This window comes from Pseudomonas sp. FYR_5 (assembly GCF_043106315.1).
Lineage (GTDB): Bacteria > Pseudomonadota > Gammaproteobacteria > Pseudomonadales > Pseudomonadaceae > Aquipseudomonas > Aquipseudomonas putida_Y.
Genome location: NZ_JBICMK010000006.1, coordinates 9,400 through 28,469 on the forward strand (window position 1 = coordinate 9,400; position 19,070 = coordinate 28,469).

The following is a 19,070-nucleotide window of genomic DNA, read 5'->3' on the forward strand; positions in this document are numbered from 1 at the left end:
TGCCTGGTCGAGGCTGTGCGTAAAAACCCTGAGAGGGCTCTGTTACGTCGGTCGTGGCCCAAATGTCGGGCCGGGGGATCCGGATATCAGCAGGGAGCATCCATGGACAACATCGTCGTCGCCGATAAGCAATCCGAAGTCGCCACTCAGAGCGCCTGGGGCAATATCAATCTCAAAGCACCAAGCGTCGTTCAGATACCGGTATCTCCCGACAAAGTGGCCACCGTTACCCAACGCGGGCAGGACCTGATCGTCACCCTGAAGTCGGGTGAAAAAGTCACCATCGGTAACTTCTTCGCCGTGGACCAGGCCGGCGTCGGCAGCGATATGGTCTTCGTCGGCGAAGACGGCACCCTGTGGCATGCCCAGTACGATGCGGCAGCGTTCACCGGTTTCACCTTCGAAGAAGTGGCCTCGCTGGACGAACTGGTTGCGGGCATCGGTACTGCAGGCAGCGCCATGCCAACTTGGGCGATTGCCGGGCTCAGCCTGCTCGGCGTGGGCGGCGCGGCAGCAGCGGCGGACAATGGAGGCGGGGGCAGCAGCGGCGGTTCCGACCCCGACACCAGCGCACCGGCCACGCCGATCGACCTGCTGGTTTCACCGGATGGCCTGCGTCTGACCGGCCGTGGCGAAGCAGGCACCACGGTGAACATCCGCGACGCCGCCGGCAACCTGATCGGCAGCGGCACAGTGGGTGCCGACGGTAACTTCGACGTGACGTTGAGTGCGCCGCAGATCAACAGCGAAAACCTTGATGTCACCCTGACCGACGCCGCCGGCAATGTCTCGGCGCCTGGCACTGTCACTGCGCCGGACGCAACGGCACCACTGGCGCCGACCGACCTGGCTATCAATGAACAGGGCACCACGCTCACCGGTCGTGCCGAGCCCGGCTCGACGGTTTCCGTACGAGGCGCAGGTGGCGTATTGCTGGGCACTGCTGTGGCCGGTGTCGACGGCCAGTTCAGCATCACTCTGCAACCGCCACAAATCGACGGCCAGGCCCTGGAGATCAGCGCCGCAGACGCGGCTGGCAATAGCTCGACAGTTGCCAGCATCACGGCACCGGACGTCGACACCCCTGATACTACAGCCCCTGAACAACCGACCGACCTGGCCCTGGCCGAAGGCGTCACCTTCACGGGTCGCGGTGAGCCCGGCGCTACCGTGCAGGTACGCGATGCCGGCGGTGCTGTCATCGGTACTGGTGTCGTCGGGGCCGACGGCCTGTTCAGCCTCACCCTGTCGCCGGCCCAGGCCAATGGTGAAGCACTCGACGTGCGTCTGGTGGATGCCGCCGGTAACAGCTCTACCCCACTGCAATTCGATGCGCCGGACATTACCCCGCCCGATGCGGTGAGCAGCATTGCCGTCGACGCTGACGGCCTGGCCCTGAGCGGTCGCGGCGAACCCGGCGCCACTGTCGAAGTGCGCGACGCCAATGGCACCGTGATCGGCACAGGTGTTGTGGGAGCCAATGGCACCTTCCTGATTGATCTGGATCCGGCGGTGCAGCCGGGCGAGCAGTTGAGTCTGGTACAGGCCGACCCAAGCGGCAATGCGTCCGTGGCTACCGAGTACGACGTCCCACTGACCTCCGCGCCCGACAGCCCAAGCAATCTGGCCATCGATGCTGATGGCATCACCCTCACCGGTACCGCGCCAGCCGGCAGCCGTGTGCAGGTGCATGATGCCAACGGCACGTTGATTGGCAGTGCCATTGCCAACGCCGATGGCAGCTTCAGCATCGAACTGAATCCCGCACAAGCCAACGGCGAACTGCTGGACGTGGTCGCCATCGATGACGGCGGCGTTTCCTCTCTGCCCGCACAAATCACCGCCCCCGACATCACCGCCCCTGCCGCACCGACCGAGTTGGTGATCAATGCCGACGGCAGCGTGGTCACCGGCCGCGCCGAACCGGGCAGCACCGTACGCGTGCTGGCCGCCGACGGCACCACTGTGCTGGGTAGCGTGGCAGTGGGCGCTACCGGCAGCTTCAGCATCACCCTCGACCCGCCACAGGTAGACGGCGAGGTGCTGCAAGTCACCGCCACCGATGTGGCAGGCAACACCTCCACCGCCGGCAACCTTACCGCGCCGGACATCGACGGCGGCGACACAACGCCACCGGAGACCCCGACCAATCTGGTGATCGGCCTTGCCGGCAGCCAACTCAGTGGCCGAGGCGAAGCCGGCACTGCCGTGCAGGTGCGTGACGCGGCCGGCGACATCCTCGCGACTGGCACTGTCGCCGAGGATGGCACCTTCACCGTCACCCTGGACCCTGCCGTGAACGACGGCAGTACTTTGCAAGTCACCCTCACCGACGCCGCCGGCAACGTATCGCAACCGGGCTCGGTCACCTCGGCAGACCTGCTGCCGCCCGCACAACCGACCGACCTGGCACTGGCCGATGGCGTCACCTTCACCGGTCGCGGTGAGCCTGGTGCTACCGTGCAGGTGCGCGATGCTGCCGGCAACCTGATTGGCACTGACTTGGTCAACGAAGACGGCACCTTCAGCGTCACGCTGTTCCCCGCCCAGGCCAATGGTGAAGCTCTGGACATTCGCGTGGTGGATGCCGCCGGCAACGCCTCGGCACCACTGCAATTCGATGCGCCGGACATTACGCCGCCCGATGCGGTCACCGACATCCTGGTCGGCGCTGACGGCCTGGCCCTGAGCGGTCGCGGCGAGCCTGGCGCCACCGTCGAAGTGCGCGATGCCAATGGCACCGTGATCGGCACGGGTGTCGTGGGTGCCAATGGCACCTTCCTGATCGACCTCGCCCCGGCCGCACAGCCGGGCGAGCAACTGAGCCTGGTGCAGACCGACCCAAGCGGCAACGCATCCTCGGCACTGCAATTCGAAGTCCCGGTCACCACTGCGCCTGTCAGCCCCAGCGAACTGGTGGTCGCCGAAGACGGCAGCAGCATCAGCGGTACCGCACCTGCCGGCAGCCGCGTGGAAGTGCATGACGCCAACGGCACACTGATCGGCACTGTGGTGGCTGGCCCCGACGGCAGCTTCACCGTAACCCTCGACCCGGCCCAGGCCAACGGCGAACTGCTGGACGTGGTCGCCATCGATGATGGCGGCGTTTCCTCACTGCCCACCCAGATCACCGCCCCCGACATCACCGCCCCTGCCGCACCGACCGAACTGGCCGTGAGCGCGGAAGGCAGCGTTATCACCGGCCGTGCCGAACCGGGCAGCACCGTGCGCATCCTGGCTGCCGACGGCACCGAACTGGGCGCTACCGTGGTCGGCCCGACCGGGGCGTTCAGCATCAACCTCACCCCACCGCAGATTGATGGTGAAGTCCTGCAGGCCACCGCGACCGATGCCGCTGGTAATGCCTCCGTAGCCAGCTCGGTCACCGCCCCGGACATCGATGGCGGCGATACCACCCCGCCTGAAGCCCCGACCAATCTGGTGATCGGCCTTGCCGGCAGCCAACTCAGTGGCCGAGGCGAAGCCGGCACTGCCGTGCAGGTGCGTGACGCGGCCGGCGACATCCTCGCGACTGGCACTGTCGCCGAGGATGGCACCTTCACCGTCACCCTGGACCCTGCCGTGAACGACGGCAGTACTTTGCAAGTCACCCTCACCGACGCCGCCGGCAACGTATCGCAACCGGGCTCGGTCACCTCGGCAGACCTGCTGCCGCCCGCACAACCGACTGACCTGGCCCTGGCCGATGGTGTCACCTTCACCGGTCGCGGTGAGCCTGGTGCTACCGTGCAGGTGCGCGATGCCGGCGGTAACCTGATTGGCACCAGTGTCGCCGGGGCCGACGGCCTGTTCAGCCTCACCCTGTCGCCTGCTCAGGCCAATGGTGAAGCACTCGATGTACGTCTGGTGGATGCCGCCGGTAACAGCTCTGCTCCATTGCAATTCGATTCGCCGGACATCACTCCGCCTGAGGCAGTAACCAATATTGCCGTCGGCGCTGATGGCCTGGCCCTGAGCGGTCGCGGCGAACCCGGCGCCACCGTCGAAGTGCGCAATGCCAATGACGCCGTGATCGGCACGGGTGTTGTGGGAGCCAATGGCACCTTCCTGATCGATCTGGATCCAGCCGCGCAGCCAGGCGAGCAGTTGAGCCTGGTGCAAACCGATCCAAGCGGCAATGCTTCCGTGGCTACCGAGTACGACGTACCGCTGACCACCGCGCCCGACAGCCCGAGCAATCTGGTCATCGATGCTGATGGCACTACCCTGACCGGTAACGCACCTGCCGGCACCCGCGTGGAAGTGCATGATGCCAACGGCACACTGATCGGCACTGTGGTGGCTGGTCCCGACGGCAGCTTCACCGTAACCCTCGACCCGGCCCAGGCCAACGGCGAACTGCTGGACGTGGTGGCCATCGATGACGGCGGCGTTTCCTCGCTGCCCGCACAGATCACCGCTCCCGACATCACCGCCCCTGCCGCACCGACCGAATTGGTGATCAATACCGACGGCAGCGTGGTCACCGGCCGCGCCGAGCCGGGCAGCACCGTACGCGTGCTGGCCGCCGACGGCACCACGGTGCTGGGTAGCGTGGCAGTGGGCGCTACCGGCAGCTTCAGCATCACCCTCGACCCGCCACAGGTAGACGGCGAGGTGCTGCAAGTCACCGCCACCGATGTGGCAGGCAACGCCTCCACCGCCGGCAACCTTACCGCGCCGGACATCGACGGCGGCGACACAACGCCACCGGAGACCGCGACCAATCTGGTGATCGGCCTTGCCGGCAGCCAACTCAGTGGTCGAGGCGAAGTGGGCACCACCGTGCAGGTGCGTGACGCGGCCGGCAACATCCTCGCGACTGGCACCGTCGACGCGGATGGCACTTTCACCGTCACCCTGGACCCTGCCGTGAACGACGGCAGCACCTTGCAGGTCACCCTCACCGACGCCGCCGGCAACGTATCGCAACCGGGCTCGGTCACCTCGGCAGACCTGCTGCCGCCCGCACAACCGACTGACCTGGCCCTGGCCGATGGCGTCACCTTCACCGGTCGCGGTGAGCCTGGTGCTACCGTGCAGGTGCGCGATGCCGGCGGTAACCTGATTGGCACTGGCTTGATCAACGAAGACGGCACCTTCAGCGTCACGCTGTTCCCCGCCCAGGCCAATGGAGAAGCCCTGGACATTCGCGTGGTGGATGCCGCAGGCAACGCCTCGGCACCACTGCAATTCGATGCGCCGGACATCACTCCGCCCGATGCGGTCACCGACATCCTGGTCGGCGCTGACGGCCTGGCCCTGAGCGGTCGCGGCGAGCCCGGCGCCACCGTCGAAGTACGCGATGCCAATGGCACTGTCATCGGTACCGGCACTGTCGGCGCCAACGGCACCTTCCTGATCGACCTCGCCCCGGCCGCACAGCCGGGCGAGCAACTGAGCCTGGTGCAGACCGACCCAAGCGGCAACGCATCCTCGGCACTGCAATTCGAAGTCCCGGTCACCACTGCGCCTGTCAGCCCTAGCGACCTGGTGGTCGCCGAAGACGGCAGCAGCATCAGCGGTACCGCACCTGCCGGCACCCGCGTGGAAGTGCATGACGCCAACGGCACACTGATTGGCACTGTGGTGGCTGGCCCCGACGGCAGCTTCACCGTACCCCTCGACCCGGCCCAGGCCAACGGCGAACTGCTGGACGTGGTCGCCATCGATGACGGCGGCGTTTCCTCGCTGCCCGCACAGATCACCGCCCCTGACATCACCGCCCCTGCCGCACCGACCGAGTTGGTGATCAATGCCGACGGCAGCGTGGTCACCGGCCGTGCCGAACCGGGCAGCACCGTGCGCGTGCTGGCCGCCGACGGCACCACTGTGCTGGGTAGCGTGGCAGTGGGCGCTACCGGCAGCTTCAGCATCACCCTCGACCCGCCACAGGTAGACGGCGAGGTGCTGCAAGTGACGGCCACCGATACGGCAGGCAACGCCTCCATCGCCGGCAACCTTACCGCGCCGGACATCGACGGCGGCGACACAACGCCTCCGGAGGCCCCGACCAACCTGGCGGTCAACACTGCCGGTAGCCAGCTGACCGGTCGCGGTGAAGCCGGTTCCAGCCTTCAGGTTCGCGATGGCGCAGGCACCGTGGTTGCCACGGGCACGGTCAACCCAGATGGCACCTTCGCCATCACCTTGAACCCGGCCATCACCGATGGCAGTACCCTGCAAGTGACCCTGACCGACGCTGCCGGCAATGTCTCGCAACCCGGTTCAGTCGCCGCGCCAGACTTGCAGTCCCCGGCGCAGCCAACCGAGCTGGCCTTGGTTGATGGTGTGACCTTCACCGGCCGCGGCGAGCCCGGTGCCACCGTACAGGTGCGCAATGCCATCGGCAGCCTGATCGGCACAGGCCTGGTCAACGAAGACGGCACCTTCAGCGTCACGCTGTTCCCCGCCCAGGCCAATGGTGAAGCACTGGACATTCGCGTGGTGGACACCGCCGGCAATAGTTCGACGCCGCTGGCGTTCACTGCACCGGACATCACGCCGCCAGCTACTGTCAGCAACATCGTGGTCGGCGCCGATGGCCTGGTGCTCAGTGGCCGGGGCGAAGCGGGTGCTACCGTACAAGTACGTGATGCCAACGGCACTGTCATCGGTACTGGCACCGTCGGCGCCAACGGCACCTTCGAGGTCGACCTGGACCCGGCTGCCCAGCCGGGCGCTCAGTTGAGCCTGGTGCAAACCGATGCGAGCGGCAACGCCTCCGAGGCCCTGCAATATGAAGTTCCGGTAACCACTGCGCCCGCCAGCCCAAGCGACCTGGTAGTTGCTGAGAACGGCGTCAGCATCACCGGTGCAGCCCCGGCAGGCAGCCGCGTGGAAGTACACGATGCCAACGGCACACTGGTCGGCAGTGTCGTGGCAGGTGTCGATGGCACCTTCACCGTCATCCTCAACCCGGCCCAGGCCAACGGCGAATTGCTGGACGTGGTGGCCATCGACGGCAGCGGCGCTACATCGCTACCCGTGCAGGTCACCGCACCGGACATCACCCCGCCGGTCACCCCGAGCGAACTGGTGATCAATGCCGACGGCAGCGTGGTCACCGGCCGCGCTGAAGTGGGCAGCACCGTGCGTGTGATGGCCGCCGATGGCACCACCGTGCTGGGTAGTGTGGTGGTCGACGCCACTGGCAGTTTCAGCATCCCCCTCGACCCGCCACAGGTAGACGGCGAGGTGCTGCAAGTCACCGCCACCGATGCGGCAGGCAACACCTCCACGGCCGGCGACATCACCGCACCGGACATCGACGGTGGCGACATCACCCCACCGGATGCCGCGACCAACCTGGTAGTCGACCTGGCCGGCGCCCAGCTCAATGGTCGCGGCGAAGCCGGTGCCAGCGTGCAGGTGCGCGATGCCCAGGGCAATGTACTGGCCAGCGGCTCGGTCAACCCGGACGGTACCTTCCAGATCACCCTCGACCCACCGGTGAAAGATGGCAGCAACCTGCAAGTGGTGCTGACTGATGCCAGCGGCAATGCTTCTGCACCGGCGTCGGTGGCTACCCCGGACTTGCAGGCCCCGGCCCAGCCGACCGGCCTGGCCTTGGCCGACGGCGTGACCCTGAGCGGCAACGGCGAGCCTGGCACGACAGTGCAGGCCTTCGATGCCTCGGGCAACTTGCTCGGCACTGGTCTGGTCAATGAAACCGGCAGCTTCAGCATTACCCTGTCGCCAGCCCAGGCCAATGGCGAAATCCTCGATATCCGTCTGGTCGATACCGCCGGCAATGTCTCTTCACCCCTACAGTTCGATGCCCCGGACATCACCGCACCTGCCGTGGTCAGCAACATTGTGGTCGGCGCCGACGGCCTGACCCTGGGCGGTCGCGGCGAAGCCGGTGCAACCGTCGAGGCGCGCGATGCCAATGGCACGCTGATCGGTACCGGCACAGTGACCGCGAACGGGACTTTCCTGATCGACCTCGATCCAGCTGCGCTGCCGGGTGAACGCCTGAGCCTGGTACAGACCGACCCGAGCGGCAACGCCTCTGAAGCGCTGACCTACGACGTGCCACTGGTGGTCACGCCTACCAGCCCGAGCGAACTGGTCGTGGCCGCCGATGGCAGCAGCATCAGCGGCTCTGCTCCGGCAGGCAGCCGTGTGGAAGTGCATGATGCCAACGGCACGCTGGTCGGTAGCATCGTGGTGGGTGCCGAAGGCACCTTCACCGTGGTGCTCACACCGGCCCAGGCCAATGGCGAGTTGCTGGACGTGGTGGCGATCGACAACAACGGCACCTCGTCGTTGCCAGTGCAGGTCGCCGCACCAGACATCACCCCGCCTGTGGCACCCAGCGATCTCGCAATCAGTGGCGATGGTAGCGTCGTCAGTGGCCGCGCCGAATCAGGCAGCACCGTCCGTGTGCTGGCCGCCGACGGCACCACGGTGTTGGGCAGTGTCGTGGTGGGGGCCAGCGGCGCTTTCAGCATCGACCTCACTCCGCCACAAGTGGCAGGCGAGCAGTTGCAGGTGACGGCCACCGATGCCGCAGGCAACGCCTCCACGGCCGGTAGCGTCACCGCACCGATCGTGGACAACGGCGGCGACACCACACCGCCGGAGCCCGCTACCGAGCTGGCCATCAGTAACGATGGCCGCACAGTCTCCGGGCGCGGCGAAGCGGGCGCCACCGTGGAGGTGCGCAACGATCAGGGGCAGGTGCTGGTGAGCGGCACCGTTCAGCCCGATGGCAGCTTCAATGTACAACTGCCCACCCCGGTGGTGGATGGCTCGTCCCTGCAAGTGACCCTGACCGACGCCGCCGGCAACGTCTCTACACCTACCCCGCTGACAGCGCCGGACCTGGTGGCACCGCTGCAACCAACCGACCTGGTACTGAGCAATGGCGACAGCCTGGTCGGCACTGCAGAAGCAGGCGCCCGAGTGGAGGTTGAAGATGCCTCGGGCAACCTGATCGGTAGCGCCATTGCCGAGCCGGATGGCAGCTTCAGCCTGACCCTCGACCCGCCACAGGCCAATGGCGAAACCTTGTCCATCACGGTGATTGATGCAGCAGGTAACACTTCGGTGCCGCTGAGCTACGTGGCCCCGGACATTACCGCGCCAGCGATCGTCGCCGACGTGGTGGCAGGCGATGGCAGCCTGGCCGTCTCGGGCCGTGGCGAGCCCGGTGCCACGGTGGAAGTGCGTGATGCCCAAGGTGCAGTCATCGGTACCGGCACCGTGGCGCCAAACGGCACCTTCGTGGTCGATCTGGAGGCACCGCTGGCCGCCGGAGAGAACCTCGTGCTGGTGCAGACTGATGCCGCCGGCAATACCTCGGCAGCGGTCAGTGTGACCGTTGCCGATACACCGCTGCCCGAAAGCCCGAGCGGCGTGGTGGTGGCCGGCGACGGCTCCAGCGTTTCCGGTACCGCACCGGCAGATACGCAGGTGCAAGTGCGTGACGCGCAGGGCAATGTCCTGGGCAGCGTCCAGGCCGGCCCGGATGGCAGCTTCACCATCGGCCTGACCCCCGCACAGGCCAACGGCGAGGCACTGGATGTCGTGGCGATTGACGGCGCTGGCAACAGTTCGCTGCCTACCCAGATCACCGCCCCCGATATCACCCCGCCCAATGAAGCCAGCGAACTGCAACTGAACGCCGAGGGCGACCTGCTCACCGGTCGCGGTGAACCGGGCACCACCGTGCAAGTCATCAGCGCCGACGGTACTGTGCTGGGCAACGCCCAGGTCGGTGCCGACGGTGTGATCAGCGTGGTCCTGAACCCACCGCAGACCGACGGCCAGGAACTGGACGTGGTATTGCGCGACCCGGCTGGCAACACCTCGACCGCCACCATCGTGGCGCCCGATACCGACGGCCCGCTGCAACCCTCCGGGCTGGCCATCGATACCGCTGGCATTCACCTCACAGGCCAAGGTCAAAGCGGCTCCATCGTCACCGTGCGTGACGCCGAAGGCAACGTGCTGGGCACTGCCACCGTGGGCGGTGACGGCCGATTCGACGTCACCCTCAACGCGCCACAACGCAATGGCGAAAGCCTGACCGTGGAAGCTACCGATAACCTGGGCAACAGCGCAGGGCCAGTGGACTTCACTGCACCCGACTCTACCCCACCGCAAGTGGTCACCAGCCCGGCCATCGACGGCACCGGCACCACGATCACCGGCAACGGCGAACCAGGTGCTACTGTCACCGTGCGCGGACCGGACGGCAGCGTGCTGGGCAGCACAGTGGTCGGCGCTGGCGGCGCTTTCGAAATTACCCTCGACACGCCGCAGACCAACGGCCAGGCACTGACCGTGGAGCAACGCGACGCGGCCGGCAACCTGTCGGCGGCGGTCGACCTGTTGGCACCGGATACCCAGGCACCCGATAGCCCCACCGATTTGGTCCTGGCTGGCGACGGCAGCAGCCTGAGCGGCAGCGGCGAGCCGGGTGCGCAGGTGACCGTGACCGGCACTGGCGGCGCAGTACTGGGCACCGCAACGGTCCAGCCCGATGGCACCTTCCAGGTGGCAATCGATCCGCCACAGCTCAATGGCCAGACGCTGTCTGTCACTCAGGCGGACAATAGCGGCAACGGCTCGCCCGCTGGCACCGTGACCGCACCTGACCTCGAGGCACCGCTGCCGGCGCAAGGTCTGGGCCTTGACCCTACCGGCACATTGCTCAGCGGGCAGGGCGAGGCAGGCAGCACCGTAGAGGTACGCAACGCTGCGGGCGACCTGCTAGGCACCCTCCCGGTGAATGCAGACGGCACGTTCGAAGTGGCACTCTCCCCCGCACAGACCAACGGTGAAGTGCTGTCGGTGGTGCTGATCGATGGCGGCGGCAATGCCTCGCCGTCGGCCACTTTCACCGCTGACGACAGCACTGCGCCAGCTGCGCCTGCCGACCTCACGATCACCTCGGGCGGCAACGCCATCCAAGGTACAGGTGAAGCTGGTTCCACGGTGGAAGTGAAGCTTGCCGACGGCACGTTGGTCGGCACCACCGTCGTGCCCGCTGGCGGTAGCTTCACGGTCCCACTGTCGCCCGCACAGCTGGACGGCCAGCCCCTGGATGTGACGCTGACCGATGCGGCCGGCAACATTTCGCAGCCCAGCCAGATCATTGCGCCAGACATCACGCCACCGGCACTGCCCACCGACGTTGCAGTCAACGGCGATGGCACCGCTGTGACCGGTAACGCACCGGGCGCCAGTTCGGTGACTGTGAGCGATGAGGCCGGCAACGTGATTACCGTTGCGGTCAACCCGGATGGCAGCTTCAGCGTGCCGTTGGATATCCCGCAGAACAACGGCCAGACCGTGACCGTGGTGGTGACGGACGCAGCCGGCAACGATTCGGCACCGGTCTCTGTGACTGCGCCGGACACAACCAACCCGGAGCCCGCCACCGGCCTTACCGTAAGCCCGGACGGCAGCTCGGTCGGCGGCACAGCCGAACCTGGCAGCACAGTGGAAATCCGCAACCCGGATGACACCGTGCGCGGCACTGTAACTGCAGGGCCGGACGGCACCTTCGTGATACCGGTCGACCCACCCCTGGCATCAGGCGAAACCGTCGATGTAGTGGTGATCGATCCTGCCGGCAACGAATCGCCTGAAATACCACTGACTGGCCCGACAGGTGCCGAAGTGGCCACGCCTTCGGCCCTTGCCATCAGTGCCGACGGTTTCCTGCTGACCGGTCAAGGTACGGTCGGCTCGCTGATTACCGTGACATCCGGGGGCGCCACCCTGGGCAGCGCTACGGTCGGCAGCGACGGTACTTTCCGAGTGTTCTTCCAGGACGCCCAGCTCAACGCCCAGACCTTGCAGGTCAGTGCCAAGGCTACCGCCGATGGCCAACCTTCGGTGCCGGCCATTATCGTGGCCAATGACACCACGGCACCTGACGCGCCGACGCAGGTAAACCTCAACGCCACCGGCAGTACGCTGACCGGCCAAGGCGAAGTGGGCGCAACCGTGCGCGTGACAGACGCACAAGGCACCTTGCTGGGGACTGCAACCGTGGACAGCAATGGCCTGTTCAGCGTCAGCTTCTCGCCGGCCGTGGCCAATGGGCAGAACCTGATCGTGACCCAGGCTGATGCTGCAGGTAACGTTTCGCTCGCGGCCACCCTGCAAGCGCCTGACCTGCAGGCACCACTGGCGGCCAGCAACCTCAGCCTCAACAGCGCAGCCACCGTGCTCAGCGGCCAGGGCGAAGCCGGTGCCAGCGTCACCGTGCGCGACGCCAGCGGCGCCATCCTCGCCACTGGCACCGTCAACCAGAGCGGCCAGTTCCAGATCACCCTGCCCAGCGCGCAGGTCACCGGTAGCCCGCTACAGGTCACCCTCAGCGATGCCGCGGGCAATGTGTCAGGCCCGGCCAGCCTGGCCACGCCAGACCACACACCGCCGGCGGCCATCAGTAACCCGGTGTTGAGCCAGGACGGCCGCCAGCTTTCCGGCAGCGGTGAAGCGGGCGCCACGGTACAGGTACGCAATGCCGCCGGCGCCTTGCTCGGCACAGCCACGGTGGGCGCAGACGGTCGCTTCACGGTGACTTTCGACACGCCACAAGCAAACGGCCAGGTCATCGGCGTGACGCAAGTGGATGCCGCCAGCAACACCTCGCCTGCGATCAATGTGACAACCCCGGACCTGACCCCACCCGCGCCTTTGACCAACGTGGTGCTGAACAGCAACGGCCTGACCCTGACCGGCCTGGGCGAAGCCGGTGCCACGGTCACCGTTCACGGCCCGGACGGGACCATCATCGGCACCGGCCTGGTAGCGGCCAATGGCAGCTTTACCCTCACCCTGAACAGCGCCCAGCTCAACGCCCAGCTCCTGAGCGTTACGCAGACCGACGCGGGCAACAACACCTCCACCGCCGTGGCGGTCACCGCACCGGACTTCACCCCGCCTACGGCACCGACAGCACTCGCCCTGTCGGCTACCGGGCTGCAACTGACCGGTAACGCCGAAGCCAACAGCACCGTGACCGTACGCGATGCCAGCGGCAACGTGCTGGGCACAGCGGTAGCGGGCAGCAACGGCACCTTCCAGGTCACCCTGAACAGTGCCCAGACCAATGGCCAGACGCTGCAGGTAACCGCCACCGACGCAGCCGGCAACGTGTCGCCGGCCGCACCTTACACCGCAGCCGACACCACGCCGCCGGCTGCCGTGACCAACCTGGCGGTGTCCGCCAATGGCGCCACCCTCACCGGCGATGGCGAAGCAGGCGCAACTGTGACCGTACGGGCACCAGACGGTACCGTGCTAGGCAACGTTACAGTGGCGGCTGACGGTCACTTCAGCGTGTCCCTGTCGCCGGCAGCGATCACGGGTGAAAGCCTGAGCGTGGTCCAGGTCGATGCCGCACAGAACATCTCCCCGGCACAAAGCGTGACTGCGCCAGGGGTGCTGGCACCGGCCACGCCGGACAACCTGATATTGGCCGCCGACGGCTTGTCAGTGACCGGCACCGCTGAGGCGGGCAATACAGTCAAGGTCTACGGCCCCAACGGCGTATTGCTCGGCAGCAGCCCGGTCGGTAACGATGGCACGTTCACTGTCAATCTGGGCAGTGCACAGGCCAATGGCGAAGTGCTGCAGGTCAGCGCAACGGGCACCGATGGCACCGTATCGCTGCCCGCTACCCTACAGGCACCGGACACCACGGCACCGCAGCCACTGACCAATCTGGTGTTGTCCAACGACGGCCTGATACTCAGTGGCCGCGGTGAAGCAGGTGCCACCGTTACCGTGCTTGGCGAAGGCGGTATCGACCTGGGCACTGCCGTGGTCGATGCCAATGGCGACTTCAACGTCGACCTGAGCGCCGCTCAAGTCAACGGCGAACAGCTCAGCGCCAGCCAGTCCGATGTGGCCGGCAACGAGTCCAACAGCATCAGCCTGACAGCCCCTGACCGCGTCGCGCCGGATGCTGCCGGCAACCTGGCCTTCGCTGGGGGTGGCAGCTTGCTGAACGGTACCGGCGAAGCAGGTGCCGCCGTGCGTGTGCTCGCCGCTGATGGTTCGGTGCTGGGCAGTGCAACGGTGCGCGCCGACGGCACCTTCCAGGTCAACCTCACATCGCCGCAGGCCAACGGCCAACAGGTGCAAGTGGTGCTGACCGATGCGGCTGGCAACCAGTCTGCCGCCAGCGCCATCACCGCACCCGATACCACACCGCCAACGGCACCAGGCGAACTGGCCGTTTCCGGTGATGGTGTCACCCTCACCGGCCGCGGCGAAGTAGGCGCGCTGGTGACCGTGACCAACCCGGCAGGCGAGGAAATCGGCAGCGCCACCGTCGATGCCAGCGGCCACTTCACCATCACGCTGAGCCCGGCACTGGGCAACGCCGAGCTGCTCAGCTTCACCCAGGCCGATGCGGCCGGCAACGTCTCGGCAGTGGCAACCCTGCAAACCCCGGACTTCACTCCACCCGACCCGCTCACCCTAGTGGTGATCAACGCCGACGGCAGTGTGGTCAGCGGCCTGGGCGAGGCCGGCGCCACCGTAATCGTCAGTAACGCAGCCGGTACCGTACTGGGCACGGGTATCGTGCTTGCTGATGGCAGCTTCAGCGTCGAATTGTCACCTGCACAAATCAACAACCAGACCCTGTCGGTGCTGCAGGCCGACCCTCCCGGCAACGTCAGCCTGCCGGTCAACGTGCAAGCGCCGGACCTCACGCCGCCAGCTGCGGCAACCGAACTGCGGCTCAATGCGGCAGGTGACGAACTGGGCGGTATCGGCGAAGTGGGCGCCACCGTGCGCGTGTACGTCGGTACCACGCAGGTCGGTACCGGCACAGTGGGCGCCGACGGGACCTTCATCGTCGAGCTGGATGCAGCGCAGCTCAATGGCCAGGTGCTGCAGGTAACCCTGACCGACGCAGCCGAGAACATCTCGCCAATCAGCTCGGTCACGGCGGCGGACACCACACCACCTGCCACCGTGATCGCCGTCATCAACGACAGCGGTACCCAGGTGACCGGTACCGCCGAAGCCGGCACCCGCGTCACCGTGGTCAACAACAACGGCGACCTGCTGGGCCAGGTAACGGTGGAACCGGACGGCACCTTCGTCCTTGACCTGAACCTCCCGCAAATCAACGGCGAAACGCTGACCATCGTCGCCCAGGACGCCACTGGCAACCCGTCGGTACCACTGGCAGTGACTGCGCCAGACCTGACCCCACCAGTGCAGCCGACCGACCTGCTGCTCAACGCAGCCGGTACATCGATGACGGGTACGGCCGAAGCCGGCACCACCATCACGGTATGGGGCCCGGACAACAACATCGTGGGCACGGTGGAAGTGGATGAGAACGGCCAGTTCACTGTGCCGATCAGCCCGGCACAGAACAATGGCCAGTTGCTGACGGTGGTGTCCACGGATGATGCCGGCAACGCTTCGGTGGCGGTCCCTTACCAGACCAACGACACCTCGCCACCCGACCTGGTGACCAACCTGGCGATCAACAACACCTTCAACGTGCTGACCGGCAAAGGCGAAGCCAATGCCACGGTCACCGTCAGCCTCGACGGAAGCGTGATCGGCACCGGCGTGGTGGATGCCGCTGGCAACTTCCAGATAACGCTGGTGCCGGCGGCGGGCTCGCTCGCCACCCTGGAAGTGACACAGTCCGACGGTATCAATACGTCTGCGGTCGCGACCTACGTCACACCCTTGATCGCACCACCCGTGCCGCCAACCGACGTGACCTTGGGCAGCGACGGCCTGACCCTGACAGGCAGTGCACCAAGCGGTGTGGGCATTCGCGTGTACGATGCCGCAGGCAACCTGATCGGTACAGGCAGCGCAACCCTGGACGGCTCCTTCACCCTGACGCTGGACGCAGCCCAGCTCAACGGCGAGCACATTTCGGTAACAGCGGTGGCACTGGTCGGCGGCGAATCGCAGCCGACCTTCCTGCAAGCAGCTGACATTACGCCACCGGCCAACCCGGTGGTGACCAGCCTCTCTGTCAATGGCCTGGTGCTGAGCGGCACGGGTGAAGCCGGTGCCACGGTGACAGTGCGTGATGCCAGCGACAATGTGCTCGGCACGGCGGTGGTGAATGGCGGTGGCGTGTTCACCGTCAACCTGAACGCCGCGCAGCTCAACGGCCAGGTCCTGGGCGTGAGCCAGGCTGACGCTGCAGGCAATGCGTCCGGCAGCACAAGCTACACCGCCGCAGACCTGCAGCCACCTGCCGCCCCTACCAACATCGCCATCGATGGCGCGGGCACCGTGCTTACCGGTAGCGGTGAAGCGGGCGCTACCGTTACCGTCCAGGGCCCGAACGGCCAGGTCGGTACCGGAGTGGTACACGCCAACGGCACCTTCAGCATTACCCTGACCTCGCCACAGAACGACGGGCAACTGCTGGTGGTACGCCAGGCCGATGCTGCCGGCAACTTGTCCGCCAGCACCAGCCTGACTGCGCCGGACACCACCCCGCCAGCTGCCCCGCTGGCCACCATCAACGCCAACGGCACCTCGGTCAGTGGTTCTGGCCAGATCGGCAGCACGGTCACCGTGCGCAACAGCACCGGTACCGTACTGGGTACCGCAACGGTGGGCAGCAACGGCCTGTTCGTGGTCAGCCTGGCCGCGGCGCAGATCGACAACCAGGCGCTCAGCGTCACCCTCACCGACAGCGCCGGTAACGTGTCCACAGGCACTGCGCTGACCGCACCGGACCTGACCCCGCCTGCGGCTGCCGGCAACCTGCTGTTCAGTGCCGATGGCAGTACCCTCACCGGTACGGGCGAAGTGGGTGCCACCGTAACCGTACGCAGCGCCGGCGGTACCGTGCTGCAAACCGCAACGGTGCAGGCGGACGGCACCTTCACCGTGACCCTGAGCCCGCCTCAGGACAACGGCCAGATCCTGTCTGTGACCCTCAGCGACCCGCGCGGCAACGTGTCGGGCAACGTCAACGTCACGGCACCGGATGTGGATGCAAATGCACCGGTCATCGCCAGTGACAACCTGGCCACGGCCACGGTCAACCTGGAAGCGGTCAGCGCCACGGAGACCTACACCGACAGCTTCACCACGCTGCTGTCGGGCTTCTCCAAGACCTACACCTGGACGGTGGCAGCAGGCAGCACGGCCGACCCTACCCTCACACTGACCACCAACAGCGTGCTGGCACTGCTCAACAACACCAGCTTCACCCTGCAGGTGAAGGACGCCAGCGGCGCTTGGGTGACCATCGCCACCGGCAACACTCAGGGCCTGCTCGACCTGATCGTGCTGCCGATCGGCTTGCAGGTGGACATCGGCGTGCTGCAAGCCGGTGATTACCGACTGACCGTGGGCAGTGGCGGCATCGGCCTGGTCACCGAAGTGAGCACCACGCTGGACATCGTCTCCACCAGCCTGACCCAATTCACCGGCAGCGGCATTGCTACCTCCGGCAACGTCATTACCGACGTGGGTACCGATGGCGCGGTGGATGCCAGTGGCCCGGACAGCGCCGCCGTGCTGCAAGTACTAAAAGACGGCAGCTACGTCTCGGCCGGGACCGCCACGACGGTTCAGGGCCAGTACGGCACCCTGGTGATCAGTGCGGACGGCAGCTACACCTACACGCCCAACGGCAGCCCGAACAGTGTGGGCAAGGTGGATGTGTTCAGCTACCAGCTGGTGCACCCGAACGGCCTGTCCGATACCGCCAACCTGTACGTGCGCATCGACAGCCCGCAAGCCACGGAAATCTGGAGCGACACCAACTACGGAGCACCGGCCACGGTGGTCGACGCAGTCAACGACGTTGGTAGCAGCCAGGTCACCCTGGACAACCGCGTGGACACCAGCAGCAGTACGCTGGGCTCGCTGAACCTGCCATTGATCGGTACCCGTCAGGCCACCTACACCACCACGGTTGCCGCCGACACCACGGCCGACCTGCAGGTGGTGGTCAACTCCGCCAACCTGTTGAGCCTGCTCAACGGCACCACCATCGAGCTACTCAAGCTCAACCCGGCCACTGGCCAGTACGTTTTGGTGCAGTCGGTACCGGGTGGTTCGCTGATCAGCGTGCTGGGGGGTGGCGCCGGGTATACCTTCGAGAACCAGGGCGCCGGTACCTACCAAGTCCGTGTCACCGCCGGCGGCATTGGCTTGCTCAGCTCCATCACCACCAGCCTGAACACCACCACAACGTACCTGACCGAGTTCGTGGTCAGTGGCGCGACAGCAGCCACCGGCAACCTGCTGACTGACGACAACATCGGTTCGGCCTTGACCGTGCTGAGCGTGCTGACAGCGGCCAACACCTACACCATCCCAGGCTACAACGGGGTGAGCGTGGCCGGCACCTACGGCACGTTGCTGGTGCATGCCGACGGCAGCTACACCTACACCCTCAACGCGGGGCTCACCTCGGCGGTGGTCGGCCAGCAAGACACCTTCACCTACGAGCTAAGCCACCCGAACGGCACCACCGACACCGCAACCCTGACCATCAACGTGGACGATGCTGCCGGCCTCACCACGACCACATCGCTGCTGGCCGATACCGGCGACGAATCAATGGCACTCGCCAGCCTGGCAGCGGCCACCGACGTGATCGCCGGCACCGACGGCAACGACCAGCTCGATGGCAGCCAGGGTGGCCACATCACCCTGCAGGGAGGGGCGGGTGACGACACGCTGTTGGTAGTCGACCAGAACTTCGCCAGCGTCGATGGTGGCACAGGTACCGACACCCTGCTGTGGGGCGGCGGTGATGCCAGTATCGACCTGGGCAACCTGGCCGAGCGCGTGCACGACATCGAAATCCTCGACCTCAACGACACCAGTTCGGTGGCGCTCACCCTCAACCTGGGGGACGTCGTGGCAATCACCGAAACCGGTACCGACACACTGATCATCAAGGGGGACGACAAAGACTCGGTTCACATGACGGACAACTGGACGCTGGTCGGGAACCAAACTGCCGACGGCATCGACTATAACCAATACACGGCCCAGGAGGATCCAAGCCATCACCTGTGGGTACAAAACGGTATCCATGTGGTTTGAGGCCGCTGCAAACCCGCCGGGTGAATGCCCGG

General features: G+C 66.2%; 1 protein-coding gene. It reads left to right on the forward strand.

The features are described from left to right. The first annotated feature begins 102 nt into the window (after positions 1–102). Positions 103–19,038, forward strand: a complete 18,936-nt coding sequence (locus ACF8RA_RS00395; protein WP_392518667.1) for a BapA/Bap/LapF family large adhesin — start codon at positions 103–105, stop codon at positions 19,036–19,038. The last annotated feature ends 32 nt before the right edge of the window (positions 19,039–19,070 follow it).